Source organism: Streptomyces sp. NPDC088124 (assembly GCF_040685895.1).
In the GTDB taxonomy this organism is placed as follows: Bacteria; Actinomycetota; Actinomycetes; order Streptomycetales; family Streptomycetaceae; genus Streptomyces.
This window is the reverse complement of record NZ_JBFBJB010000004.1, coordinates 36790-61589: the sequence shown is the minus strand read 5'-3', so window position 1 is coordinate 61589 and position 24800 is coordinate 36790. Positions and strand designations below refer to the sequence as shown.

22 protein-coding genes, 1 tRNA gene and 2 pseudogenes are annotated in these 24800 nt (G+C 70.7%); 8 read left to right on the top strand and 17 right to left on the bottom strand.

What is annotated here, in order from left to right:
- The first annotated feature begins 161 nt into the window (after positions 1–161).
- Positions 162–596: an ATP-binding protein gene (locus AB0P17_RS04220; RefSeq protein ID WP_365807428.1), complete on the top strand. Its 435-nt coding sequence runs from the start codon at positions 162–164 to the stop codon at positions 594–596.
- Positions 597–733: 137 nt separating this feature from the next.
- Here AB0P17_RS04220 and AB0P17_RS04215 read toward each other — a convergent pair whose 3' ends face one another.
- Positions 734–2215, bottom strand: coding sequence for an aminopeptidase P family protein (locus AB0P17_RS04215; RefSeq protein ID WP_365807426.1), 1482 nt, complete (start codon positions 2213–2215; stop codon positions 734–736).
- Positions 2216–2290: 75 nt separating this feature from the next.
- Positions 2291–3912: pseudogene (locus AB0P17_RS04210) on the bottom strand (PP2C family protein-serine/threonine phosphatase).
- Between the two features lie 634 nt (positions 3913–4546).
- On the opposite strand from AB0P17_RS04210, the gene AB0P17_RS04205 reads away from it, so the two are divergent.
- Together AB0P17_RS04205 and AB0P17_RS04200 are read left to right on the top strand one after the other, a co-directional pair.
- A complete protein-coding gene (locus tag AB0P17_RS04205) occupies positions 4547–5239 on the top strand; it encodes a bifunctional DNA primase/polymerase (RefSeq protein WP_365807424.1) in 693 nt (230 codons plus the stop codon).
- Between the two features lie 169 nt (positions 5240–5408).
- Positions 5409–6101 carry a hypothetical protein gene (locus AB0P17_RS04200; protein WP_365807423.1) on the top strand — a complete coding sequence of 231 codons (693 nt, stop codon included), beginning with the start codon at positions 5409–5411 and terminating at the stop codon, positions 6099–6101.
- Positions 6102–6354: 253 nt separating this feature from the next.
- Here the strand turns inward: AB0P17_RS04200 and AB0P17_RS04195 are convergent, their stop codons facing one another.
- The 3 genes and pseudogenes from AB0P17_RS04195 to AB0P17_RS04185 all read right to left on the bottom strand — a co-directional run bounded on the left by AB0P17_RS04195 (position 6355) and on the right by AB0P17_RS04185 (position 9129).
- Entirely contained in the window at positions 6355–7320 is a 966-nt protein-coding gene (locus AB0P17_RS04195) for a DUF5926 family protein (RefSeq protein WP_365807421.1), read from the bottom strand.
- Positions 7321–7632: 312 nt separating this feature from the next.
- A pseudogene (locus tag AB0P17_RS04190) lies at positions 7633–8244 on the bottom strand (ATP-binding protein); the annotation flags it as partial.
- 84 nt (positions 8245–8328) lie between these two features.
- Entirely contained in the window at positions 8329–9129 is an 801-nt protein-coding gene (locus tag AB0P17_RS04185) for a glycerophosphodiester phosphodiesterase (RefSeq protein WP_365807420.1), read from the bottom strand.
- A 237-nt stretch (positions 9130–9366) separates the two neighbouring features.
- On the opposite strand from AB0P17_RS04185, the gene AB0P17_RS04180 reads away from it, so the two are divergent.
- The gene (locus AB0P17_RS04180; protein ID WP_365807418.1) at positions 9367–11028 is read left to right on the top strand and encodes a trypsin-like peptidase domain-containing protein; all 1662 of its coding nucleotides are present in this window, start codon (positions 9367–9369) and stop codon (positions 11026–11028) included.
- Between the two features lie 103 nt (positions 11029–11131).
- Here AB0P17_RS04180 and AB0P17_RS04175 read toward each other — a convergent pair whose 3' ends face one another.
- Entirely contained in the window at positions 11132–12058 is a 927-nt protein-coding gene (locus AB0P17_RS04175) for an FkbM family methyltransferase (RefSeq protein ID WP_365807677.1), read from the bottom strand.
- A 188-nt stretch (positions 12059–12246) separates the two neighbouring features.
- On the opposite strand from AB0P17_RS04175, the gene AB0P17_RS04170 reads away from it, so the two are divergent.
- From AB0P17_RS04170 to AB0P17_RS04155, 4 genes are all read left to right on the top strand, one after another.
- Positions 12247–12891, top strand: a complete 645-nt coding sequence (locus AB0P17_RS04170) for a UTRA domain-containing protein (RefSeq protein ID WP_365807416.1) — start codon at positions 12247–12249, stop codon at positions 12889–12891.
- Positions 12892–12896: 5 nt separating this feature from the next.
- Positions 12897–13655, top strand: coding sequence for a glycosyltransferase (locus AB0P17_RS04165; protein WP_365807675.1), 759 nt, complete (start codon positions 12897–12899; stop codon positions 13653–13655).
- A gap of 69 nt (positions 13656–13724) precedes the next feature.
- Entirely contained in the window at positions 13725–14657 is a 933-nt protein-coding gene (locus AB0P17_RS04160) for a hypothetical protein (RefSeq protein WP_365807415.1), read from the top strand.
- Between the two features lie 294 nt (positions 14658–14951).
- A tRNA-Ser gene (locus tag AB0P17_RS04155) sits at positions 14952–15041 on the top strand.
- A gap of 130 nt (positions 15042–15171) precedes the next feature.
- On the opposite strand, the gene AB0P17_RS04150 is transcribed toward AB0P17_RS04155, so the two are convergent.
- The 11 genes from AB0P17_RS04150 to AB0P17_RS04100 all read right to left on the bottom strand — a co-directional run bounded on the left by AB0P17_RS04150 (position 15172) and on the right by AB0P17_RS04100 (position 24763).
- On the bottom strand, positions 15172–16587 hold the full coding sequence (locus AB0P17_RS04150) for a site-specific integrase (protein WP_365807413.1): 1416 nt from the start codon (positions 16585–16587) through the stop codon (positions 15172–15174).
- 73 nt (positions 16588–16660) lie between these two features.
- Positions 16661–16849 (bottom strand): helix-turn-helix domain-containing protein, encoded by a 189-nt coding sequence (locus tag AB0P17_RS04145; RefSeq protein WP_365807411.1) that lies wholly within the window; start codon positions 16847–16849, stop codon positions 16661–16663.
- A gap of 482 nt (positions 16850–17331) precedes the next feature.
- Positions 17332–18810, bottom strand: coding sequence for an ATP-binding protein (locus AB0P17_RS04140; protein WP_365807410.1), 1479 nt, complete (start codon positions 18808–18810; stop codon positions 17332–17334).
- A 2-nt stretch (positions 18811–18812) separates the two neighbouring features.
- A complete protein-coding gene (locus AB0P17_RS04135) occupies positions 18813–19652 on the bottom strand; it encodes a bifunctional DNA primase/polymerase (RefSeq protein ID WP_365807408.1) in 840 nt (279 codons plus the stop codon).
- Positions 19649–20371 (bottom strand): DNA methylase, encoded by a 723-nt coding sequence (locus AB0P17_RS04130; protein ID WP_365807406.1) that lies wholly within the window; start codon positions 20369–20371, stop codon positions 19649–19651. The genes AB0P17_RS04135 and AB0P17_RS04130 overlap by 4 nt, the downstream gene beginning before the upstream one ends.
- 86 nt (positions 20372–20457) lie before the next feature.
- Positions 20458–21147 (bottom strand): SpoIIE family protein phosphatase, encoded by a 690-nt coding sequence (locus AB0P17_RS04125; RefSeq protein ID WP_365807404.1) that lies wholly within the window; start codon positions 21145–21147, stop codon positions 20458–20460.
- 9 nt (positions 21148–21156) lie between these two features.
- A complete protein-coding gene (locus tag AB0P17_RS04120) occupies positions 21157–21438 on the bottom strand; it encodes a hypothetical protein (protein ID WP_365807403.1) in 282 nt (93 codons plus the stop codon).
- Between the two features lie 18 nt (positions 21439–21456).
- Complete coding sequence (locus tag AB0P17_RS04115; protein WP_365807402.1) at positions 21457–21906, bottom strand: hypothetical protein; 450 nt, start codon at positions 21904–21906, stop codon at positions 21457–21459.
- Positions 21907–21923: 17 nt separating this feature from the next.
- Positions 21924–22118 carry a hypothetical protein gene (locus AB0P17_RS04110; protein ID WP_365807400.1) on the bottom strand — a complete coding sequence of 65 codons (195 nt, stop codon included), beginning with the start codon at positions 22116–22118 and terminating at the stop codon, positions 21924–21926.
- 19 nt (positions 22119–22137) lie between these two features.
- Positions 22138–22389 carry a hypothetical protein gene (locus AB0P17_RS04105; RefSeq protein ID WP_365807398.1) on the bottom strand — a complete coding sequence of 84 codons (252 nt, stop codon included), beginning with the start codon at positions 22387–22389 and terminating at the stop codon, positions 22138–22140.
- 142 nt (positions 22390–22531) lie between these two features.
- Positions 22532–24763 carry a cell division protein FtsK gene (locus AB0P17_RS04100; RefSeq protein WP_365807397.1) on the bottom strand — a complete coding sequence of 744 codons (2232 nt, stop codon included), beginning with the start codon at positions 24761–24763 and terminating at the stop codon, positions 22532–22534.
- Positions 24764–24800 lie beyond the last annotated feature (37 nt).

Sequence of the window (24800 nt, the reverse complement as noted above, 5' to 3'; positions counted from 1 at the left end):
GAAGGTCAGTGTCTCGCCCTATACACGCCGTACGTCGCCCTCGCATCCGCCGAATGAGCGCTATCACGTCAAACGTGTGCTTACGGGCCGGTCGCTGGGGCAATACGTATCGGTATGTCGAGCCGCAGCACCCTGAACAGCCGCAGCCAGGAGGCTGACGCATGAGCATCTGGTGGTCTCTCCACTTGCGGCGCGAGGCCGCGAGTGTTCCGCTCGCCCGGCGCCTTCTGCTCGACGCCATGCGGACCGAGGGGGTCGACCCGGACATCTCCTTCGACCTCTCGGTCGCCCTCACCGAGGCGTGTGCGAACGCCGTCGAGCACGGCGGGAACGAATGGTCCGCCGGGGAGGCGCCCGGCGCGTACCGCGTGACCGCGTACCTCGACGGCGAGCGCTGCCGTATCGAAGTGGCGGATTCCGGGCCCGGTTTCCCGGCCCGGCGGGTGGTGCGCCGCGCCCCCGCGACCGCCGAGAGCGGACGCGGGCTCCGCATGATCGAGCAGTTCGCCGACCACGTGCACTTCCGCAACAGACCGGGGCACGGCGCCGTCGTCAGCTTCGACAGGGTCCTGAACGGCGCGCGGACGCCCTGCTGAGCAGGGTCCGTCGGGGCCGGCCACCACGCGGGTGACCGGCCCCGTCGGGACCTCTGTCCGCAGAACAGCCCCGTCAGGACAGCCCCGTCAGGACAGCCCTGTCGGGACCGCTGTCCGCAGCACGGACAGTGGCGCTGTCAGGACTGCTTGAGGGCCGCCATCCACGCCTCGACCTCGTCCGCCCGGCGTGGCAGCCCGGCGGAGAGGTTCCTGTTCCCGTCCTCCGTGACGAGGATGTCGTCCTCGATCCGGACGCCGATCCCCCGGTACTCCTCCGGCACGGTCAGATCATCGGCCTGGAAGTAGAGTCCCGGCTCGACGGTCAGACACATCCCCGGCTCCAGCGTCCCGTCCACGTACGCCTCCCGCCGTGCGGCGGCGCAGTCGTGGACGTCGAGGCCGAGCATGTGGCCGGTGCCGTGCAGGGTCCAGCGGCGCTGGAGCCCCAGTTCGAGGGCCCGCTCGACCGGACCCTCCAGCAGCCCCCACTCGACCAGCTTCTCGGCGAGGACGCGCTGCGAGGCGTCATGGAAGTCCCGGTACTTCGCGCCGGGCCTGACCGCCGCGATACCGGCCTCCTGGGACTCGTACACCGCGTCGTAGATCTTCCGCTGGATCTCGCTGTAGCTGCCGTTGATCGGCAGCGTGCGCGTGACGTCGGCGGTGTAGAGGGTGTGCGTCTCCACACCGGCGTCGAGCAGCAGCAGGTCGCCGGAGCGTACGTCGCCGTCGTTCCGCACCCAGTGCAGGGTGGTCGCGTGCGAGCCGGCCGCGCAGATCGAGCCGTAACCGATGTCGTTGCCCTCGACACGGGCGCGCAGGAAGAAGGTCCCCTCGATGTAGCGCTCGCTGGTCGCCTCGGCCTTGTCGAGGATCCGTACGACGTCCTCGAAGCCCCGTACGGTCGAGTCGACGGCCTTCTGCAGCTCACCGATCTCGAAGGCGTCCTTCACTGCGCGCGCCTCGGAGAGGTGGACGCGCAGCTCCTCGTCGCGCTCGGCGGTGACCTTGTCGGCCAGCGCCGCCTCGATGCCGGCGTCGTGCCCCCGGACGTTACGGACGGGGCCCGTGGCCTCCTTGAGCGCGGCGGGCAGTTCCCGTACGTCCTTGGCGGGCAGGCCGAGGAGCTGCTCGGCCTCAGTGAGGGAGTGCCGGCGGCCGACCCACAGCTCGCCCTGTCCGTCGAGCCAGAACTCGCCGTTCTCCCGGTCGGAGCGCGGCAGCAGATAGACGGTCGCCCGGTGGCCCTCGCCCTTCGGCTCCAGGACGAGCACGCCGTCCTGGGTCTGGTCGCCGGTGAGGTACGCGTACTCCGTCGACGCGCGGAACGCGTACTCGGTGTCGTTGGAGCGCGTCTTCAGGTTCCCGGCGGGGATCACCAGGCGCTCGCCCGGGAAGCGCGCGGAGAGCGCGGCGCGGCGGGCGGCGGTCTCGGCCGCCTGCGGGATGGGGCGCAGGCCGTGCAGCTCGGTGTCGGCCCAGCCGGACTTCATGTTCTCCGCGAGCTCGTCGGACACGCCCGGATACAGACCGTTCTTCCTCTGCTTGATCGGCTCTTCCGCTGTCTCAGGGGTCTCCGCTCCCGGTTCCGGTGTTTCCGGGGTGAGCTCTTCAGCCACGTCTTCTCCTCGTACGAAAGCCCATTTTTTCCATCGTATGTGTGACGGGAAGAGGGGCCGGATCTCTGTGAGGAATCAGTCGAAGCGGGCGGCGAGCAGCACGATGTCCCCGTCCTCTTCTCCCGGCCCTCCCGGCTCCCCCGCCCCGCCCGCCTCCTGCCGCCGGTCTTCCGGGAACAGGGTCCGCAGGACGTGGTCCGCGACGTCCCCCGGATCGCTGCGCGCGGACGAGGGGACGCTCGCCGCCGCGGTACGCAGCCGGGCGAAGGCGCGGTCCATAGGAGCGCCGGTACGGTGCAGCAGCCCATCTGTGTAAAGCAGCAACGTTTCGCCCGGCGCGGGCCACAGTTCCACGCTCGGCGCCTGCCAGCCGGAGACCATCCCGAGCGGCGCGGACAGGGTGGTCTCGACGTACTCGGTGCGCCGGTCCCCGACGAGCAGCGGCGGCGCGTGCCCCGCCCCGGCGAACACGATCTTGCGCGGGCCGGGCTCGGCGTACGCGAAGAGCGCGGTGGCCGTACGGGTGGGCTCCGTCAGCCGGAGCAGCAGTTCCAGGTCGGAGAGGACGGCGACGGGGTCCTCGCCCTCCATCACGGCGTACGCCCGCAGCGCGGCGCGCAGCCGGGCCGTGGCGGCGAGCGCGCCGGGTCCCGAGCCGCTGACCGAGCCGACGGACAGGCTCAGGGCGCCCTCGGGCAGCGGCAGCGCGTCGTACCAGTCGCCGCCGTGCCCGTATCCGCGCCCGCGCCGGTGGCCGGGCGTATCGGGGCCGGTACGGGGGCCCGCGCCGGCCGCGGTGTACGGGTCTGTGAGGCGGCGCGCGGCGAGCCGTACGCCCGGGACCCTGGGCAGCGGGCCGGGCCGCAGCTCCTCGGTGAGGGCGGTGGCGCGGGTGCGGGCCCGGTCCAGTTCGAGCAGGCGGGTGAGATGGGCGGCGGCGTGGCGGGCGTAGAGCCCGACGAGATGGCGCCGGCGAGCCGCCGGTTCGGCTGGCTCGTCGTACAACCAGACCGCCACGCCGAGTTGTCCCGACCGCGCCGGGGTCGTGTCCATCGCCGCATCGGTGCGCAGGGGAACGGCGTAACTCGCCCCGTAGCCGAGCCGGGCCGCGACCTCGCGCCGGCGCGGGTCCGTGGCCGGATCCGCGAACAGATCGGGTTCGGCCACGCCGCCGTTCGACCCGTTCGACCCGCCCCCGTCGAGGAGCAGCCTGCCGTACGCGCTCGCGTGGCGCGGCACGGTCTCCAGATGGCCGAGATCGGACGGTGAGAGGCCGAGGCCGACGGTGGTGACGGGGCCGAGCCCGTCCGCCGGTTCCAGCACCACCAGGCCGCGCCGGGCGCCGACCAGGGCGGCTCCGGCGCGCAGCAGTTCGTCGAGGGCGGCGTCCGGTGAACCGGTCCTGGACAGGCGTTCCACCAGCTCGTGGAGGGTGGTCAGATCCGAGACCCAGCCGGCCAGCCGGTCCTGGATCAGCGCGCCCGGCGGAGCCGGGATGACGTCACGCGGCGCGGCAGTGTGCGCGGAAGCGTCAACTGCTGAATTGATTCCGGCCACTTTCGGCAGGTTAGGCGCGCTCATGGCGGTCGCTTCCCGGTGGGTGCGTTTCGCTCAATAGCATCGCAAACCCCCATGTCATTCTGCACGGCTGGCATTGCATCCACATGTACACGCACAGCAGATGCAATGTCCAGCATTGTCCTGGCGCACCGGCGGGTTTCTGTGGGATCCTGAACTTGGCCGAAAAATGACCCCCCTGACCATGTTTTGCGATCGACTGATGGCGTTCAACAGGGGATCTGCCAGGGCCGAGTTCCACAACAACCCTGGTAGAGCGCCTGGAGCGTCATTCCGAACGTGAGCGTCATTCCGAACGTGCTGGGTACGTAAACGGTGACGGACAGGGGCAGTTGGGACCGCCCCGGAACCTGGCGGCGGGCCTTGGCGTCTTAACCGCCGTAGGCCACGCCCCATCCCCCGGAGTGGCGAGAAAAGTACAGCGGGACAGCGGGAAACCAAGCGCGACACCACGCGCGACACGCGACAGCGGAACAGCAAGCGCCATGCGCACGCCACTCCTCGCCACACGTTCCACCCCGTTCAGACCACGCGACGAAGCGACGAACCGAAGAAGTAACGACGACCGTCCGTGATCGGTCCAGGTACGGTGCCCCGCACCGCGGACCAGGAAGGACTGTCGGTGCCTCGGGCAGGGGGCGGCAGAGCGCTGGATGTACGCACGGTGAAGTGATGCACACACATGCACGGACATGCGCACAGGGTGTCGGTGTCATGTGGACCTCGGCGTTCAACGGAAAGGAACGAGCGCTCATGCGCGAGATCCTCGGAAGGCGACGCAGGCTCCGGCTCCGGCGCAAGGGGAGCAAGAAGAGTCCTGCCCAGCTCGACGCGGCGCTCATCTGCGCCTCGGACTGGGGTTGGCCCGTACTCCCCGGCGCCGGACTCAAGGCGGCCGGCGGACGCGGGACCCGCGGCCGGGGGTGCGCCTGCCCCGACCCGGAATGCGTCGTACCGGGCGCCCACCCCTTCGATCCAGGGCTGCTCGCGGCGACCGCCGACGCGCGCATGGTGCGCTGGTGGTGGGAGAACCGGCCCACGGCCCCGATCGTCCTGGCCACCGGCGGCGCGGCGCCCTGCGCGGTGAGCCTGCCGGCCGTCGCCGGCGCGCGGGCGCTGGTGGAGCTGGACCGGATGGGCATGCGGCTCGGCCCGGTCGTGGCGACGCCCACGCGCTGGTCGCTGATGGTGGCCCCGTACACCCTCGAACAGCTCGGCGAGCTGCTCTACGCCAAGGACTGGGTGCCCAGTTCGCTGCGGTTCCACGGGGAGGGCGGCTATCTCGTCCTGCCGCCGTCCGAGGCCGCGGGCGGGCAGGTCCGCTGGGAGCGGGAGCCCCTGGCGGGTTCCGCGGCGCCGTGGCTGCCCGATGTGGAGGCGGTCGTGGACGCGCTGGTCGAGGCGAGCACCGGCGCGCCCGACGGCGGCAGCAGGCTCGCGTACTGAACCCGCCGGAGCCTCGGCCGGACGGCCCGGACCGGAAGGGAACCCGGGCTGTCCCGTCGTGCGCGGGCCGGCCGCATCACTCGTACGGGTGTGAGCCGGGCCCAGTTGTCCGGGAAGTGGCCGCGAGGCGTCCCTGGGCGGCCCGTCGCGCCGCTATCTTCGGCCCACCATGAATCTCCGCATTTTCGGGCTCACCGCCGCAGTGGTGTGCGCGGCGCTGCTGCCCCTGGTGGCCTCCGCGGGCGCCCCCGGCCCTCTCGCGGGCCCTGGCGGCCCCCCGCCCGGCTCGGGTCCCGCCACCGCCCCGGAGGGCGCCACCGTCCCCGTACGGGCCTCCGCACCACCCGTTACGGACGCGCGGCGTACGGAGCGGGCGCGTACGGATCCGGCGGACTCCGCGGATCCCGCAGATTCCGCGGATCCCGCGGCTCCGGCGGAGCGGACCGTCGAACGATGCGGGCCTGAAGTCGCCTCCCCCGCGGGTGTCGAGGCGCAGACGTGTGTCCTGTCCGGCGGTGTCGCCTCCGACACCGGCACCGTGGACGATGCCGCTTCCGGCGGGGTCGCCGAGGGCGGGCAGATCTGGGCCCGTGCTTACTATCGCAATGCGACGGGCGGTGAACTGCTCGCCGTACTCAGCCTGATGGGCCCGCGCGGGCGCACCGTACAGACGTATTGCGCGATCGCGGCGGACGACGAACCGGCGACCTGTGAAACATCGCGTGAGCCGTTCCGGGGAAAGCGCTCCGGCTATCTGGCGATGGCCGAGTTCGCGGCGCCGGGGGAGGACGGGGCCGGCGCGGACGACGGGCCCCTGCTGCTGCGCTCGGGAAGCAACTCCTCGGGTCCTGACGTCCGTTGACCCGAAGGCGGACGGATCGGCCGGGACCGGGAACGCGGACGCCCGGTCGCTGGCGACGGGGGATGCACCAGCGACCGGGCTTCTAGAACGGTAACAAGAGATCGGCGGTTAGCAAATTCGATCCGGCGTATTCAGACAACGAATTACTGGCCGGTAGAGCGAGGTGTGACTGGTATCACCGAACTCTTGTGAACTTCTGTGGACTTCCGTGGAACCCTTTGGGATCGCAACCCCTCCGGGGGTGTCGCCCGGCTCAGCTCAGCGTCACCTGGCGGTTGGTGAGCCCACCGCGCGCCCGGCGTTCCTCTCCCGTGAGCGGCGCGTCGTCGGCGAGGGCCGTCGCCAGCCGTTCGGCGAACTCCGCGGCGGGCTTCTCGCACTCCTCCGCACCCATCGCGCTCGGCAGGTCCCACACCGGGACGGTGAGGCCGTGCGCCCGGAAGGAACCGACCAGCCGGGTCCCCTCGCCGAGGCTCGACGTGCCCGCCGCGTGCAGCCGCGCCAGCGCGTCCAGCAGCTTCTCCTCGGGGTACGGCATGACCCAGCGGAGGTGGTTCTTCTCCGGCGTCTCGCACCAGTACGCGGCGTCCGTGCCGGAGAGCAGGGCGGTCGGGATGGCGGCGGCGTTGGCCCGCTCCAGGGAGGCGGTCACCTCCGCCGAGCTGTTCTCCGCGTCCGGCACCCAGAACTCGAACCCGGAGTGCACGACCGGCGCGAACGGCGCCGCGGGGTCCAGCAGGTCCTGGAGGCGCGGACCGTCGGCGGGCACCCGGTGGGCGGCCACCGGCCGGCCCGGCTCGGCGGCGAGGGCGCGCCGCAGCGTGTCGGCGAGATCGCGGCTCAGATCGCCGGACGACGTGTCGTTCTGGAGGGCGAGCAGCACGGAGCCGTCGTCGCGGCGCAGCGCGGGCCAGGCCATCGGCAGGACCGTCGCGAGCGTCACGGACGGCACGCCCTCGGGCAGCCCGTCCCTGAGCGTCAGTTCGGCGGTGGCCGCGGGCACCAGCTCGCGCAGCGCGACCCAGTCGCACTCACCGGCCAGGCCCTCGAAGGGCCGCTGGACCAGCTCGGTGACGGCGTGCGCGGCGGCGCGGCCGTGACACGCCTTGTAACGGCGGCCCGAATCGCACGGGCAGGGTTCACGGGCCCCCACCACCGGGACGGGGCCGTCCTTGAGCTGAGCCTTCGCGGCCTTCGTCTGGGGGCGCTTCTTGGCCATGGTGGCTTTCTCCCGTGAACGGCGATGCGGTGTCGGCCGAGCCTAGCGCCCCGCTCGGACAGGGCCGGGCCGTACGGGGCCCACACGCCCCCGGTGGAGTCCACGGGGAGCGCGCAGGGTGGCCGACCCCGTACGGAGAACCCGTACGGGCGTATGGCAGCGGCATCTCCGTTCGGGTGCGCCACGGGGTCCCGTCGAGCCTTTCCGGGCTCCCGGGCTTTCCGGCCCGCTCAGGCCCGCTCAGGCCCGCCAGCCGGTCCATGCCCTCCGGCCCGTCGGCCCGTCGAGGCCGTCCAGATCGTCGAGGTCCTCCAGGTCTTCCAGGGCGTCGAGGTCCTCAAGGTCGTCGAGCCCCGTCACGCCGGGGGCCGAGACGCGGGTGGCGAAGTCCTCGTGTCGGTGCCCCTCGGTGACGATCACCCAGACCGTGACCTCACCGGTCGCGCTGTCCCGTACGCCCCACTCCTTCGCGAGCGAGGAGATGATGTTCAGTCCGCGGCCGCCACGGGCCGTGACCGAGGGTGTGGCCGGAATCGGCCGGGTCGGTCCGCCACCGTCCGTCACCTCGACCGTCAGCCGCCCCGCCTTGTCGACGCGCCACTCCGCGCGGATGTCGCCGTCGCCGGTCTCCGGACGCCCCAACGGTCTGCCGTGCCGGCACGCGTTGCTGACGAGTTCGGAAAGGATCAGTACGGCATCGTCGACGACCGACTCCGACACCCCGCTGCGGCTCAGCTGCTCCCGCATACGGTGCCGCGCCTGCCCCACGCCCGCAGGGCCGTGGGGCACGGCCATGCAAGAAGACGTGGGTACTTCCTGTGTCACCACAAACGCCACCCCCGAGACCTCCTTTGCCCCACGCCACCGTGTGAATGCCCCGGGGGCCTGACGCGGAAACCGGCCCGGCAAGGGCCTTTGGCGCACTCGTACCGACCGAACAAGCCAGGAACGCGCCGGTGCACTCCCCGTAACCGTTCGTATGCGAGAGGTGTTCGGGGAGGGGGATGTTCAGACGGCCCGGCCGAGCTGGGAGAGCACCTGGCGGGGCCGGTTGGTGATGATCGCGTCGACGCCGAGACGTACACAGAGGTCGACGTCCTCCGGTTCGTTCACCGTCCATACGTGGACACGGTGGCCCGCCTGCTGGAGCCGGGTGATGTAGCCGGGATGGTTACGGACGATGCGCATCCCGGGCCCGGCGATCCGCGCGCCGGCGGGCAGCCTTCCGTCGCGCAGCCGGGGCGAGACGAACTGCATGAGGTAGACGGTCGGCAGCTGGGGCGCGGCGTTCGCGATCCGGTGCAGGGAACGCGCCGAGAAGCTCATGACCCGTACGCGCGACTCCGCGTCACCGGGGGTGTCCAGGCCGAAGCGGCGCAGCAGGTGCAGCAGCCGGTCCTCCACCTGGCCGGCCCAGCGGGTGGGATGTTTGGTCTCGACGGCGAGCTGGAGGGGGCGGCCGGCGTCCGCGACGAGTTCGAGGAGCCGTTCCAGCGTCAGTACGGAGGTGAGCTCCGGGTCCCGCCAGTCCGGGCTCTCCTCGCTGTCCTTCCAGGAGCCGAAGTCGAGCGCCGCGAGATCGGCCAGCTCCAGGGCGGAGACCGCGCCGCGCCCGTTGGAGGTGCGGTTGACGCGCCGGTCGTGGACGCAGACGAGGTGCCCGTCGGCGGTGAGACGTACATCGCACTCAAGGGCGTCCGCGCCGTCCTCGATGGCTTTCGTGTACGCGGCCAGGGTGTGCTCGGGGGCGTCCTCCGAGGCTCCGCGGTGGGCGACGACCTGGATGCTGTGCTGTCGTGCTTGGGTCACCGCGTCATGGTGTCATCGTGGCAGGGTAGACGGGTGTTCGAAGGGGTCCTTCCGGGGTCCTTGCGGGGTTCTTCGCGGAGCCCCTCCGGAACCGTCCGTAATGTCCGGAGTAAAGATGGACGGGCAGATGCACAGGTCCTGCTTACAGTGGTCTGACGTGCTGTGGGAAAAGCTGACCGCAGACACTTGCACAGCGGACTCTGGCCGAAGACCGAGTGGAACCGAGGAGAAAGAGCTGTGAGCACCGAGAACGAGGGCACCGCGGGCCCCTCCGTCCCGTCCGTACCTCCGGTACCGGATGCCGCTCCCGAGGGCACACCCGCGTCCGCCCCGCGAGAGGCCGCGTCCGGCTCCACGGACCCGCGGCCGGGCCCGGCGCCCACACCCCCGGCGTCCACGGGCGGGCAGCCGGCGAGCGCCGACCCGGAGCGGCCGGCGGGCGCACCGCCGCAGCAGCCGGCCCACGCACCCGAGTCAGGCCACGCGCCCCAGCCGGACCACGCCCCCCAGCCCCCGTACGCCGCCCCTGCCCCCGCCCCTGCCGCGGCGGCCTACCCGCCGCCGGAGTACGGGGCCCCCGCGTCGCCCGCGCCGCCCCCTGGCCCCGTCCCCGTCGGCGCGTCGGTGGGCCGGCCCACCGCGGCGGGCCCCGTGGACGCCGGCTGGCCGCCGCCCCCGCCCGCACTCCCCGCCTACGGGGGCGGCGGTGACGGCCCTGTCTGGGGCGCGCCGGCGCCCGGCCTCGAACCCAAGCCGCCGCGCGGACGCGGGGGTGGGCTGATCGCCGCCGTGCTCGTGGCCGCGCTCGTCGCGGGCGGGGTCGGCGGCGGGATCGGCTACTGGGCGGCGGAGAACAACGACAACGGCTCCGCGAGCTCGACCACCGTCTCGGCGGCGGACGCCCCGAAGGAGGTCAAGCGCGACGCGGGCACGGTGGCCTCGGTGGCCGCCAAGTCGCTGCCGAGCGTCGTCACGATCGAGGCGAAGGGCGGCAACGGCGAGGGGGGCACGGGCACCGGCTTCATCTACGACAAGCAGGGCCACATCCTCACCAACAACCACGTCGTGGCCTCCGCGGCCAACGGCGGCGACCTCACCGCGACCTTCTCCGACGGCAAGAAGTACAACGCCGAGGTGGTCGGCCGGGCCCAGGGCTACGACGTCGCGGTGGTGAAGCTCAAGAACGCTCCCTCCAGCCTCACCCCCCTCCCTCTCGCCAACTCGGAAGAGGTCGCGGTCGGCGACACGACGATCGCGATCGGCGCGCCGTTCGGCCTCTCCAACACGGTGACGACGGGCATCATCAGCGCCAAGAACCGCCCGGTCGCCTCCGGGGACGGTTCGGGCGACAGCTCCGGATCAGGCTCGGGCAGCTCGTACATGAGCGCCCTCCAGACCGACGCGTCGATCAACCCCGGCAACTCCGGCGGCCCCCTGCTGGACGCGCGGGGCGCGGTCATCGGCATCAACTCCGCCATCCAGTCGGCGGGCAGCGGCGGCCTGGGCCAGTCCCAGGCGGGCTCGATCGGCCTCGGCTTCGCCATCCCGATCAACCAGGCGAAGAACGTCGCGGAGCAGCTCATCAAGACGGGCAAGCCGGTCTACCCGGTGATCGGCGCGACGGTCACGATGACCGATACGGGAGAGGGCGCCACCATCGCCGCCGACGGTGAGGGCGGAACCCCCGCGGTCTCCCCGGACGGCCCGGCGGCGCAGGCGGGCCTGAAGGCGGGTGACGTCATCACGAAGTTCAACGACACTCCGGTCGACAGCGGCCCGACCCTGATCGGCCAGATCTGGGCCCACAAGCCGGGCGACAAGGTCACGCTCACCTACAAGCGCGACGGCAAGGAGTCCACGGCCGAAGTCACCCTGGGCGAACGCGAAGGCGAAAGCTGACCGCCTGTCCTCCAGGACTACAGCACGGACGGTGCCCGCGACCAGCGGGCACCGTCCGGCCCGTGACCGGAGACGAGCGGCCGGGCGCCGGGGTCTCAGTGCGTCAGCCCAGCGCCTCGGCGTCGACCCTGGAGAAGATCAGGTCGCACTGCTGCCCGAGGACGGATCCACGCCACCGCTCGGGAACGACCGACGTACTGCGGATCGCCAGGGGATAGCTGTCGGGCAGGTAGTCGTTGTCGATGCGGTAGGTGTGGAAGCCGTGGTCGCGCATCGTCGTCAGCAGTTCCTCGACGGAGTCACCGAGCTGGGCCATACGCCCGGGGGCCACCTCGACCGCGATCTCCACATCGGGCCGTAGCCGGTCGAGGAGCGGCGCCATGCCCCGTACGACGGCCCCCTCGGCCCCTTCGACATCGATCTTGATGACCCGCGCGCGGGATATGTCGTCGGGCTCCAGCAGTTCCGTCAGCGGAACGGCCTCGGTCTCGAAGGACGATTCGGCCGGCCCGTCGTACGGAACGATGCTGTTCGCCCCCATGTTCGCCGAGCTGGCCAGCACGAAGGTCACCGCCCTCCGGCTGTCGGAGACGGCGGCGTTGACGGCCCGTACGTTGCGGCAGTCGTTGAGCCGTATGTGCCGCACCACCCGCTCGTGGAAGGTGGGCGACGCCTCGATGGCCACGACCCGGCCCGTGCTCCCGACGAGGCCCGACGCGAGAACGCTGTAGTACCCGATGTTCGCGCCGACATCGACGAACGCGTCCCCCGGCTTCAGCCGGCTCTGCAGCCACCGCGTGATGTGCGGCTCCCAGATCCCGAAGATGTACAGGTAGCGCTGGATGAAGTCCTGCGTGTCAACGGCGAACCGGGCACCGAACCGGGTCTCCACGACACGCTGCCGCGGATGGTCCCCCAACCGGGGATTCACCCACCGCGCGGCGAGCCACCCTTTCCCGAACGAGCCGGGAGCATCGCGCACGTACCCACGGCCAAGTGTGTCCAGAACGTCCGAGCCGGGGCTGCCCATCCTGAATGCCTCTCCGCTGAATCCCATGAATCCCACGCGAACCCGAGGTGCCGTGACCGACGGCTGATCCGACATCCTCGCACGGCCGACCGGAGCCGGGCCTCCCGCGGTCCATCCCTCCGAACCCGGCAGGACTTCCTCACGAGTCGTACGCTGGTGCTGTCGCCCGACAGGGACGGTGAGCAGCCATGGCCGAGAAGGACGAGGGGCTGATCGCGAAGCGGCACGACCGCTGCGACGTCGTCCGTACAGCCCGTACGAAGGTGCTGCGCACGAATCGACGTCATCAGTGGGAGAAGGACCGGGCCCGGCAGCCGAAGGCGCAACGACTGCGGACGGGCTCCACCGAGCACGACACCGGCCTTGACGTCAACGATCTCGTCTTCCACGCGTCGTACCGCGAGACCACGGCGGACAAGCGGCTCGCCGACCCACTCGGCGTCCCCGAGGGAACCGCCCTGGTGGAGCGTACGTATCGCACTCGGTACGCCGCCGGGACCGCGCCGTTCGCGCTGGTCACCTCGTACCTCGTCCGCGCGCTGGTCGAGTCGAACCCGAGGCTTCTGGACGCGGCCAACGAACCGTGGCCCGGCGGCACGCAGAACCAGCTTCTCTCGGTCGGGATCGAGCTGGACCGTATCGAGGAGCGGTTCACCGCCCGCCCGTCGACGCCGGAAGAGGCGGAGGAGCTCGAACTGCCGCCCGGCACCTCGGTGTTCCTGCTCCGGAAGACGTCGTACGACGTCAACGACCGGGTCGTGGAGATGTCCGACGTCACGCTTGCCGGTGACCGCACGGAGATGCTGTTCACCACGCCCCTGGAAAGGCGGTGAGTGCCGTGCGGCGGCGTGTCGTCGTCATTACCGCCGTCCATGCCCCGTCCGCGCGCTTCCTGCCGGACGCGTACAAGTCCCTCCGCGCACAGGAGTTGCCCGAGGGGTGGGAGTGGCACTGGCTGATCCAGGAGGACGGCCGGAGCAACGAGGTCGCCCCGTACGTCCCCGACGATCCGAGGGTGACCTTCACCCAGGGCCGCCCCGGCGGCCCGGGCACCGCCCGTACGCTCGCGCTCGCGGTGGCGGACGGCGAGTACGTCAAGGTCCTGGACGCCGAAGACCAGTTGACGGCGGGGGCGCTCGCCCGTGACCTGGCCGCGCTCGAAGCCGACCCGACCATCGGCTGGGCGACGTCGAGGGTGCTGGATCTGCTGCCCGACGGCTCCATGGCGGGCTTCCCGGGCGACCCGGACGCGGGCCCGCTGGAGCGCGGCACCGTACTGGACCACTGGGCGGCGTACGACTACCGCGCCCCGGTCCACCCGGCAACACTCTTCGCCCGCCGCCACCTCGTGCTCGCCCTCGGCGGCTGGATGGCCCTCCCGGCCTCGGAGGACACCGGGCTGCTCCTCGCACTGGGCTCCGTCAGCCGAGGCTGGTTCTCGGCCGAGACGGGACTCCTCCACCGCAAGTGGCCCGGCAGGGCGACCGGCCAGGCGGCCCACACCGACCCGGCGGAGCGCGCCGCACGCATGGCGGTGGTGGAGGCGCGGGCACGGGCGCTCTCGTACGTGCGGTGGAACTACCCGGTCACCGACTGAGCCGCACGGCATGGCCCTAGGCTCATCGAGCGAGGCAGCGGGTATCGCGCAACGGGAGGCTGATCGCTGGTGGGTCATCAGGCGAACGAGGACGCGTTCTGGTACGGAGTCCGGAACGGCGAGCCGTTCGGGCAGGGCCTGGTCGGCAAACTGCACGCGCTCGGGCGGGTCACTGACGCGGAAACGGTCACCCGGCTACGCCAGGGCACTCCGGCGGAGGCGGAGCCATGGTTCCGTGCCACCGCCGAACAGGAGCCGGAGGGCGAGAGCCCGAGCAAGTTCATGATGGCCGAGTTCCTGTCCCACGCTGGGAGGAACGGTGAGGCGGAGGGCTGGTACCGGCTGGCCGCGCTGGCGACCGACGGCGGCTACGACGTGCTGTCGGCCGCGGAGGCACTGGGCGATCTGCTCGCGGCCCGTGGTGCGCGCGAGGAAGCGGAGACGTGGTACCGGCGGGCCTACTACGGCGACGACTCACCCGGCTCCATTGAGCGACGACCTCTGACCGAGCGGTCTCGACCGATCGACTACGCGAACAGACAGCCGCGCGTCGCGCACAAGAGGGCGGCCAACCTGCTGTCCCTGGGTAAGGGGGTGGAGGCGGACGCGTTCCTCGCCGAAGTCGATGAGTACAAGCGTCGGCACCCCACCCGCGGGCCGGTGGAAGTCGTCACGACAGCGGTGCTCGCGGGCGCGCTGGTCCCCTTCCTCCAGACGCTGATCACCAAGGCGGGCGAGGACAGCTACCAGGCGGCACGCGCCGTGATCCACCGATGGGCCAGAGCGCTCCGCCGCGCACCGGCCCCGCCCCCGGACAGCGGTCCGGAAGAACGGCCAGGAGCCGACGGCGTGGTGCTGCGGATCTCGACGCACGTCTCCGATGAGGCACTTCGGCAACTTGCCGCGCTCGACTTCGCCGCGATCCGACAGGCCATGGGAGGCGCGATCGAGGTGTCCTGGGATGAAGACCTGAGTGAATGGCGCATCATCCGTTCCCGGTGAGAACGCCCTGGCCTGCGGACCCTGGAACGTATGACGCTCACCAGTACGAGGCAGCCATGAGTATCGCTCGCCGTCGCCTGGCTCTTGCCACACCGTCTCTCCCTGCGCGTACCGCGCATGCTGGCCGCCGGTGCCGCACTCGGTATCGCCCTGCTCCCGCTTGCACTGCTGCTGGGCATGGCCATGGCCTACGGCTGACATTCCCAGCCTGCGAGCCAGGGACGGGCCAACGACCCCGGAGGCCGGCTGGGCCCGGTAGGCTGTAGCCGCTCCGCCGCTGGTGGGCGGGGCGCGGGTGGGTTGCCCGAGCGGCCTAAGGGAACGGTCTTGAAAACCGTCGTGGCAGCGATGTCACCGTGGGTTCAAATCCCACACCCACCGCCACGTCAGAGAAGTAGCAGGTCAGGGAAGGCGTCTCCGGTTCGGAGACGCCTTCCCTGTGTTCACCCTGTCTCACCTCGTACGCGTGAATCCCGGTGTTGATCAGCCCGTGTGGGCCATGTGTGGGCCAGGATCACCCGTCATCATCGCTGCTCAGCTCCTTGTCGATGAGCTGATTGGATCGCGTCTGGGCACCGTGCAAGATCTTCGCGTAGAAGCGGTAGAGCACGGCGATGCTGTGTCCCGCCCGCCGTGCGACTTCGACGGGGTCAACACCCGCCTTGATCCATAGGGAGACCCCAGCGTGCCGCAGGGAGTACGGAACTTCAGCGAGTGGACTCTCCACCTCGGCAGCGGTCAGGACCTCGCTTCGGGCCATGCTCCACACCTCGCAGTACTCGGTGGAACGGATACGTCCGCCTCGCGCTGCCCGGAACAGTCGACCGTCGGGGGCCGTGCCGAACTGGCGCTTGTGCTCCCGGAGCAAGCGAACCAACGCGGGCGGCGCGGGCACCGAGCGAGTGGCGCGGCGCGCCCGCCGCTTGAGTCCACGCTTCTCGTACGACTCTCCGTCGTCGGTCCATCCGGAGCCCACCTCCGGCCGACTCTCTTCCAACAGAAGCTCTCCCCATTCTTCAGCGGACCCCTCGGTGTCCGGAGGGAGACGACAGTCTGTGTCCTTGAGTGAGGCGATCTCACCAGGACGCATTGCCGCGTAGTAGATGCAGCCGAAGAATGCTTCAAGGTGCTCGCCACGCTGCCCCCGTCCCTTCACCGCTTCCAGCAGCCGACGGGCGAGCGCGGGGCCGGGGACGTAGCGGAAGTCCACCTCGTCATCCGTCGTCGGCGGTGACCAGTCGACCCGTAGCAGAGGGTTCCTGGTCAGGTATCCCTTCTCCTCCACCGCGTACCGGAGCGCGTTGCTGAACACCATGAGCTTGCGCTTCACGGTGTTCTCGGCAGCCTTGTTGCCGTCAAGCTTCCGGGACAGTGCTTCAAGAGCGGGACGGAGCCTGTCGGGCTCTTCCAGCGCGGTGACTTTCAACGAGTTCTTGGCCAACCAGTCGAGCGCGGAGCGCACATCCGCCGGCGGTGACTCGATGTCGAGACGGCAGACGACGTCGTCTTTCTCGTCAGTCACGCCACGGAAAGCCCAGGTGTAGAGGGCGCGACGCAAGACCTTCCGGTCGGGGGCACCGCGCGTATTGGTGACCAGGGCCGGGGTAACCACAGCGAGCCCCTCAGCGATGCTGGCCCGTTGCTTTGCTGCGGCACCGGGCCACTTCATGAGCGCGTACGTATTAGCGTGTTCGTACCAAGTCGGCGTATTCAGTGCAGCCAACTCGGAAGCGGGTAGGCCGGATTCCTCGTCAAATTGCTGACGGTCGCGGAGCGCCGCCATCAACTCGGAGCGCCGACCATCCGCCTGAACTTTGAGCTTGAAGCTTCGCGAGTGAGGTTTGGCCCCGACTTTCCACCGGAGTTCGAAAGGCTTGGGTCGTCCCTTTCGCTGCCTGATCGACCAGATGTCTACGTCGTACGTGAGCATGTCTCTCCCCATGAGGGGAGGGGCCCGCCGCGTACGGCGGGCCCCTCTGTTCTTCGGTTGTCCGGCGGTCAGGTCAGGAGGCGACGTCTTCGCAACCGTTCAACCAGTTGTCCAGATCGGATCGACGGATACGGAGTTGGCCATTGGGGAGCTTGAGGAGACGCGGCGCCTTACCTCGTGCGCGCAGGCGGTAGAAGGCGGCGCGACTCATATCGAGTTCGGTGAGGACATCGGGGAGCTTGAGCATCTGGGGGCGTGCCACGGTGTGACTCCTCAGAAAGCGTGATGGGGCGATCGGGCGGGGGATGGCTTTCTAGTGCTCGCGCCTGTCCGAGGTGCGGATTTCTGCGTCACCTGCGTCATCTGCGTCATTCGTGCTTCTGACCTGCGGTTTTGTGGTGACGCAGGGCGCGGGGGTGTGTCACCCGGTGACGTAGCCGTTCGTCACCGGGTGACGCGGGTGACGCGGGGTGACGCAGGAATCGGCCGTCTGCGTCACCGCTGTTTCGGCAGGCCACACGCCGTTTGCGGGGTGTGGGTGACGCAGGTGACGCAGCGTCTCTCTACTTCGGACAAAGAGGGGGTGGTGTCTGTTGTGGTGCGCGGCTCAGGGCGTGGAGAAGGAGCCGCTTCGCGGCGCGACCACCGGCGGCGCATGCGCCGAACTGCAAGAGGAGCACCCCCGGGCGTGATCTTGCCCTTGGTGCTCCTCTTGCTTGTCCAAGCGGGTGGGGTGCCGGGCGGTCAGAAGGCCGCTTCCTGCTCGTGCGGGGGAGGTGCGACGGCCGACGCGGCGATCTCGATGTAGCGGGATGTCTTGGTGCGGCCCCAGTCGATGAGGACGCCCCGGGCGGCGAGGGTGGGTTGAAGGCGCTTGAGGCGGTCTGAGAGCACCTTGCCGGTGGTCGGCCACCCTTTGGGCAGGGGACGGAAGTCCTCACCCGCATAGAGGCCCGTGAGGCAGTGCAGCCATTCGGCGGACGTCATCCGCTGCTCGGTGCCCGGATCGATACTGGCGGCGTGCTTGAGCACGGTCTGCGCCAATAGGTCGCCCTCGATCACGTCGTCGTTGAGGTCGTCCAGACTGGCCCGGTAGGCGGCGAGCGCCCCCAGCCCGGTGGCGGCATCCAGCTGCGCGCACAGGTGCGCGAAGTCGGCCATCCGTAGGTCGGTCGGGATGTCCGCCTCAGCCGCACGCACCTGAACCGTGAGGTCCAGCAGCGAGCCGAGGATGACGGGCAGCACCTCCGCGAAGTCCGCCCACAGTTCCGCCTCGGTCCGCCGCACGCGGGGCCGTTCCAGCCGCAGAGGAAGGAGCCGTTCGGCGAGGTCGGGGCGGATGACGCCGACGTCGATTCCGGTGAGGAGCAGGGGGCGGCGGTAGCCGACGCGGAAGACGTCCCCGTCGGTGAACAGGGCGCGCTTGACGCTCTCGGCCCCGGTGACGATGCAGCACATCGCGTCGGAGAGGTCCGGGGTCATGTGGGAGAGGTTGTCCAGCGCGGTCACCCACCCCGCCGCCACGGCCGCGATCAGGTTCTCCTCATCCTTCGGGGCCCGGCGCAGGTCCCCGGTCATGCCCTCGATGATCCGCACGAGCATCCGCCCGCCGGTTGACTTCCCCGCGCCCTGCGGGCCGGTGAGGAACGGGGCGGGGACGGGCACGGACGGCCCGAGACAGCCGATCAGCCACGCGATGGCCAGACACTCCGTCTCCGCGCTGGCGAAGTTGCACAGCCGCATCAGCAGATCGATGCCCTTGCCGTTGGTGTCCCGGGCGGGTAGGGGGAGTTCCCCGGTGAGCTGGGTGCGCCGCCAGCAGACTTCCTGCGGGTTGGGGACGCGGATGTCCCAGCCGGTGGGGTGGATGCGCACGGACTGCCCGTCGGAGCGGCCGAGGTCCAGCCAGGTCGCTCCGTCGAATCCGGGGGCGACGCGGATGTGTACGGGCTGGACGTCCTCGGTCAGGGCGAGTGCTTCGATCAGGTCCAGTGCTTCCTTCATGGCGGTGCCGTTGAACACGCCGATCCCGTCGCGGAAGAGGCCGACCATGAGTTCCTGCCGGTGGCTGCCCGTGGTGCCCTGCGAGCGGATCGGGCGGGCCACGGGGTGGCCGTTGCGCTGCGCGTAGACGGTGCCGTCGGCGGTGCGGAAGTACCGGAAGTGCGATTGCGCGTAGTCGGTGATGATCTGCCGGGCGGGGTTCTTGTCATCGTCGGACATGGTCACAGTCCCAACCGGGTGCGGGCGCTGGTCCACGCGTCCGTGCAGTGCCGCAGGGTCTCGCCCTTGGCCTGCGCGGCGGCGAAGAGCCGGGTCGTGTGGTCCTCGGTGAGGCAGCCGCACCGGCCATGCGTGGACAGCACGGCCAGGAACGCGCCGAACACCGTGGCGTGTACGGTCGTGGTGGCGGTGGTGATCCGCTGCACTGCCATGGCGATCCCGCGTTCCAGGTAGACGGGGGTGCGGTGCGGACACCGGCCGCCCCCGGCCGGCACGGTGGCGGCGCGCACCGGCCGGACCGGGGCGGGCTCCCTCACGATCAGCGCGCGCACCACGTCCGGCAGAGCGGTGATGGTGCCGGTGCCGGGGCCGAGGTAGCGGGCGTAGGACATGGACGACTTCACATCCACCCCGGGCCGGACACCGTTGGCGGACGGCATGGCGCCCCGGTAGATCCAGTGCTCCCCGCGCGTCGTCGGCACGGCCCGGGTGGGCGGCAGGGTGGCGCGGGCCCATTCGACGGCCGCCGCGTGGTCGAGGTCGACCACGGTCAGGCCGGCCCCGCCGGGGTGGTAGGCGACCGCCACCGCCTCGCGCCAGACCGTCGCCCACGCGGGCGAGTTGAGGATGTGCGGGTCGATGGTGGCGGCGGCCCACGCGTGGCACGGCGCGGCGCACCGGCAGTAGCCCGGCGTCTTCATGTTCGGCCGCCCGCCGCACCGGTTCTTGGCGCACGTGCGGCAGTTCCCGAACGGGAGCTTGCCCGCCCGCAGCGGCAGCACCGGAACACCGGCCCCGGCGAGCGCGAGCGCCGACCGCAGAACTTCCGGCATCGCGCTCATGCGGCCACCTCCGGCGCCGCCGTGGCGGCGAGGTAGGCGCGTCCGATCCACCGGGTGTAGGCGGGGGGCAGGGCCTCGCGGAGGTTGAAGTGGTCGGTGGACCAGTCGATGCCCTTTGCGGTGCGGATCTCCTCCACGGTGGCCTTGCCGCCGCCCTTGCCGTAGGCGGCGACGTACGGGCCGTCGAAGTACTCGCCGTGGCGCCACCCGCGCACCCGTCCCCGGTGCCGGAGGTGGGCCGGCTGCATGGTGGTCCAGCCGCTCAGTTCGAAGTACCGGTGCATGAGCACGGCGAGCCCGAACGACTCCCCGCACAGCCGCAGATCCTTACGGACCTCTGAGCCGGCCACGTTCTCGATGACGTACGGCCGACCCACCGTGTCCAGCGCGGCGCGGGTCGGGACGATGAGCCGGGGGTGCGTGCGGCTGGCGCGGGCGTTGCGCGCCGCGTTGGTGCCCTTGGCCGGGGCGCCTTCACCCTGGCAGGGCGGGGACGCGTGGATGAAGTCGAACTCATGCCCGTGGGCCCGGATGAAGTCGATCGCGTCGCCCTGGTGGAAGACGTCACCGCAGTAGTCCGGCTGCGGCCGGACGTCCACGCCCGTGACGTGGAAACCGGCGAGTTGATAGCCCCGGGTCGCGCCGCCGATGCACGAGAAGGCGTCAAGCAGACGCGGCCGGCCATCGGGTACTCGCCGGATCAAGGTGGGTTGAGTCATGCTGGGGACCTCCACTGTTGAGTTGGGTGGATGAGGGCGGCCCCAGGCTTTGGCGAGACGGGGGCCGCCCTCGGTCGTGCTGTCGGTCAGGCGTGGAGCTGTACGGCGATGACGACGGCGGTGGCGTCGTCGCGGTAGCCGTCCGCGTCCGGGCGGGCGGCGGCCACGAGCGATTCGGCGAGAGTTTGCGGGGCCGCCTCGTGTTCGCGGACCAGGCTTTCCATCACGTCCGCTGGGACTTGGTCGTGCACGCCGTCGGTGGTCAGGATCAGGAGTCCTCCGGCCGGGACCGAGACGTAGGGAACGGTCGCGGGCACGGCCAGGCCCAGCGTGACGCCAACGAATTCGGCCAGTGCCGCCACGGGCACGTCACCCTGCTCCCTGGCCGCCTTCGACAAGTAGGCCGCGAGGTTGTGGTCTGTCGTCAGTTGCTGGAGAACGGTGCCGTCCCAGTGGTAGGCCCGGCAGTCCCCGACCCACACGATTTCGGTGCCGCCGTCCTCCCGCGTCACGGCAAGGACCCCGACCGCGTCCGGGCCCGGGTCGTGTACCAGCAGTCCAGCCGACAGCAGCCCGGCCAGAGCGCCGCGTCCGGCGCCGACGCGGGCGGCCGTTTCCGCGAGCATCGGCGCCAAGCGGACGATGTCCGCGTCATGCCCCATGCCATCGACCAGAGCGATGCCGGTCCGGCTGGTGCAGGTGGACGTGTAGGCGGCGGTGGCGTCGGCGAGCGGCCCCGCGGTTCCTTCGCGGTGCGCAATGTTGACGGTGTCCATGAGGCCCTCTCAGAAAGGCGGTTCGTCGCTGTACCCGCCGGCCGCCCACGGGTCCGGCGCCGCCGCGCGGCGGCGGGGCAGGCGCGGGAGGGGCAGCAGGGTCCAGCGGCGGTTGTGGTTCCAGCAGGGGCAGGGGTACGAGTTGGTTCCGGCGTACTCGCCTTCGCCGTCGACGTAGTGCTCATCGATCCCGCCGTACCCGTCGCAGTCGGGGCAGCGGGGGCGGGGGATGTCGGTGAGGATCAGGGCCCGGCGGGGCCAGTCGGTGACGCTGATGCGCAGTCGGAGCACGAGGGGTGTTCTCCCTTGTCAGCGGTGGAAGTGGTTGCGCTTGATGACGGCTTTGCGGATGTTCACCGTGGTCCCGCCGCTGGTGTCGCGGTTGCCGAGGACCTGTACGGCGATCCAGCCGCCGAAGATGACGGCGGCGAGGATGATGAGCTGCTGGATGAGCGCGGCGAGTGCGGCGATGAACGTGGTCAGCATGAGCAGCCCACAGCTGACCGCGAGGAACCCGATCCCGCCGAGCGCGACGTTCAGCGCGGTACGAGATACGGCCGGTTTGGCCGTGGCCGGTGCGGTCTTGGTCGGTTCGATCGCGTAGCCGGTGACGATGCGGCCGTCGGGCAGGACGATGCTCGCCACGGTGGGCACGGTGTCGGGCTGTACGGGTACGAGCGGCGCGGTGTGCGTGCCGGTGATCGGGGTGGGGTGGTGGATGTCCACGGGCACGGGACGGTGTGCGGTGGGTTCGTTCACGTGCTGGTCTCCCGGTTCTATCGGCCGATACCGGTGAGTGCGCCGGTGACGGCGGTGACGAGTTCGTTGACGGTGTCGCTCGCTGTGGTGCCGGCGAGGTAGAAGCCGAAGAGCGCGGCGGCGACGGCCGCCCCGGCACCGAGCGCGCGGAAGCGCAGCAGCAGGGCGAGGACGGCGGCGAGGAGCAGTACGAGCGGGATGGTCAGGGTCACGGGCGTCTCCGAGGGTTGGTCAGCGGGTGCCGGCGCGGTAGGTGCGTGCGGCGCGGTGGTAGATCCAGCGGCCGGCGCGTATGCGCTTGCCGGTGGCGTCGCAGCGGCGGCAGTCCCGGCCGCGCTTGGGTCGTCCCTTGCGGTCGGTGGTGAGGTCGTGGCCCATGCCGTCGCAGCGGCGGCAGTCCCCGAACGGGCTCAACCAGCACTTGACGATGTAACCGAACGTGACGATGAACAGGCAGGCGACAGCAACGAGGACAAGGCTCATCAGGTGCCTTCCAGGGGGTGTTTGAAGGGTTTCCGCAGGTGGGCCGCTAGCCGCTAGCGACCTGATCAAGCGTGGTTTGGGTCGCTAGCAGGGTCGCTACCGGTAGCGACGGGTGCCGCTACCGGTAGCGGGTCGCGAGGACCTATCCGGCGTCCCGCTTTTCGTTGCGCTGCGTAATCGCGGCGGCGAGGTCATCGCGCTTGATGCCGCGCTTGTTGACCTGCTTGCCCTCGATGCGCCGGCTGATCTGGTCGGTGGCCACGCCGAACGGCTTGAGCGCGGCGGTGAGCGCTTCGGCCTTGGGCTTGGGCTCCAGTTCGGCCCACGGCCCGTAGACGTCCGGGCGCAGGTCGGCGAGGCGGTCCACGATGGTCTCGGACCACACCTTGGCCTCGCCCTTGCCGAGGACGGCCGCCACGTCGTCCAGGACCGTCGCGGACGTCTCCGGCGCCGGGGCCTCGCCGGCCGCGTCGCCGGACAGCGTGCCCTCGGCCTCGCGCAGCGCGGCGGCGCGGGTGAGGATGCGCTCCGCGTCGCGGCCGTCGGCCAGGTAGGTCCGCACGATCCCGGAGTCGTCCGACATGCCCTTGAGCAGCCCCACACCCTTGTGGGACTTGAGCAGCTTGGACGCGTCCAAGCCTTCGCTGTAGGAGCCGGCGCCGAGGATGGTGTCCGAGACCTGGTAGGCGCCCACCCGCAGCGCGAACCGGGCCTGGTGCTGGTCACGCAGCTCGGAGGGGCACGCCTTGTCGTCCGGCTTCTGCGTCGACGTCATCACGCTCACGCCGACGGCCGGGGCGACCCGGGCGAGGTAGACCAGCAGGGACAGGATCTCCTTGCCGTGCTCCGGGTGCTGCAAGTACTCCTGCACCTCATCCACGACGAACAGGGTGAGGGGCATGTTCAGCTTGCGGTCCCGGCTGATCTCCGGGGTGAGCTTGCCCTCCGGGCAGATGTGCAGCGGCAGTTCCGAGAGCCGGTGGTAGCGGTCCTCGACGTCCGCCTTCAACTCCCGCAGTGAGGTGAGCAGATGCCCGACGGGGTCGAACCCGTTCTTCGGGACGATCCCGAACCCGATCCGGTGGGCGACCAGGGCGAACTTGCGCCAGTCCGGCGATGCCTTCCCGTCGAACACGTACAACCTGACGTACGGGTCCAGCGCGGCGGCCAGCGCGATCGTCCGCGCGGAGAACGTCTTGCCCTGCCGGGGCACGGCGCCGACCAGGAGGGACAGCCACAGCATCGTGGCCATGACCGGGTTGCCCCGCTCATCCACGCCCCAGGGGAACGGCTTCCAGAAGTCCACCCGTGTCGCTCCCAGCAGCGGGGACTTCCCCGATGGGACGGCGAGGGGGTCACGGTCGGCGATCCAGTACGACACCCGCCGGCCGCTCGTCTCGTCCTTGTCGAGGAAGAGCTGAGTGGGGGCAATGTCCATGCCGGAGGCGAGCCGGCCGTGGGCGTTCAGCGCGTCCTCGAACGTCTTGCCGTAGGGCAGATCCACCACCACGCGCCACCCGTCGCCGTCCCGGCCGATCGGCTGGGGGAAGGCGATGGACTGGTCTTTGCTGGTGAGCTTGGCTGCTTCGTGGGCGCGGATGACGATGTCGGAGGACAGGCGCCGTTTGCGGAACGTCACCTTTGCCATGTCGATGAGCGGCCGGTCCGCCGGCGCCCCGACCACACCCAGCGTGGTCGTCAGCGTGGCCATGGCCAGCATGAGCAGCCAGGACGGCGCCATGACATACAGGGTCAGGGCGGCGGCCAGACCGACGAACCCGGCCAGCGTGGCCACGATCCCGCGCAGGCGCACGCGGTCGTTGCGCTGACGGGAGAGCTTCAGGTACTCGCCCGCGTCCTCGGCTGCCACGGCGGCCAGCCGCAGGCCCTTGCCCTCCGCGTCGAACACCCACCGGCCCACCGCCGCCGACCACCGCCACGCACCGCGGGGCGAGTACCAAAGGACCTTGGGCGTGTAGATGCAGGGCAGGCGCACCGCGTGGTAGCCGGCCACCGCCGAGTAGTGCCGCAGCGCCCACTTGCGTACGGCACGGCGCTGGTCGGGGAGCTTGACCCAGTTCGGCAGCACCGGCAGACGGGTCTTGTCCTTGGCCTCCATCCACTCCGCCACCGAGGGCGGGTAGACCTCGCGCGGCGGATCGACCGGGGCGCCCTCGGTCAGGCCCTCGGTTTCGGGATCGTCGTCGGGGAGTTCGGCCTCCCACTCGCCCGGCTTCACCACTCCCACGGCCGCCGCTTCGACGGCGGGCGGCGGGTTGGTGTCTTTCTTGAGCTGGAACGGCAGCACGTCCGCTGTCGGTCCGTCGGGGCTCTCCGGCGGTTCCGGGGGCCCGAACACAGGATTCTCGGTCACGATGTACCTACTCCTTCGGGAGTCGAAGGGTCCGGCC

Coding starts and splice junctions, on each gene's coding strand:
- AB0P17_RS04220 (WP_365807428.1), top strand. CDS start 162: ATGAGCATCTGGTGGTCTCTCCACTTGCGGCGCGAGGCCGCGAGTGTT.
- AB0P17_RS04150 (WP_365807413.1), bottom strand. CDS start 16,587: ATGCTCACGTACGACGTAGACATCTGGTCGATCAGGCAGCGAAAGGGA.
- AB0P17_RS04130 (WP_365807406.1), bottom strand. CDS start 20,371: ATGACTCAACCCACCTTGATCCGGCGAGTACCCGATGGCCGGCCGCGT.
- AB0P17_RS04105 (WP_365807398.1), bottom strand. CDS start 22,389: ATGAGCCTTGTCCTCGTTGCTGTCGCCTGCCTGTTCATCGTCACGTTC.
- AB0P17_RS04195 (WP_365807421.1), bottom strand. CDS start 7,320: ATGGCCAAGAAGCGCCCCCAGACGAAGGCCGCGAAGGCTCAGCTCAAG.
- AB0P17_RS04135 (WP_365807408.1), bottom strand. CDS start 19,652: ATGAGCGCGATGCCGGAAGTTCTGCGGTCGGCGCTCGCGCTCGCCGGG.
- AB0P17_RS04205 (WP_365807424.1), top strand. CDS start 4,547: ATGCGCGAGATCCTCGGAAGGCGACGCAGGCTCCGGCTCCGGCGCAAG.
- AB0P17_RS04200 (WP_365807423.1), top strand. CDS start 5,409: ATGAATCTCCGCATTTTCGGGCTCACCGCCGCAGTGGTGTGCGCGGCG.
- AB0P17_RS04140 (WP_365807410.1), bottom strand. CDS start 18,810: ATGTCCGACGATGACAAGAACCCCGCCCGGCAGATCATCACCGACTAC.
- AB0P17_RS04125 (WP_365807404.1), bottom strand. CDS start 21,147: ATGGACACCGTCAACATTGCGCACCGCGAAGGAACCGCGGGGCCGCTC.
- AB0P17_RS04170 (WP_365807416.1), top strand. CDS start 12,247: ATGGCCGAGAAGGACGAGGGGCTGATCGCGAAGCGGCACGACCGCTGC.
- AB0P17_RS04175 (WP_365807677.1), bottom strand. CDS start 12,058: ATGGGCAGCCCCGGCTCGGACGTTCTGGACACACTTGGCCGTGGGTAC.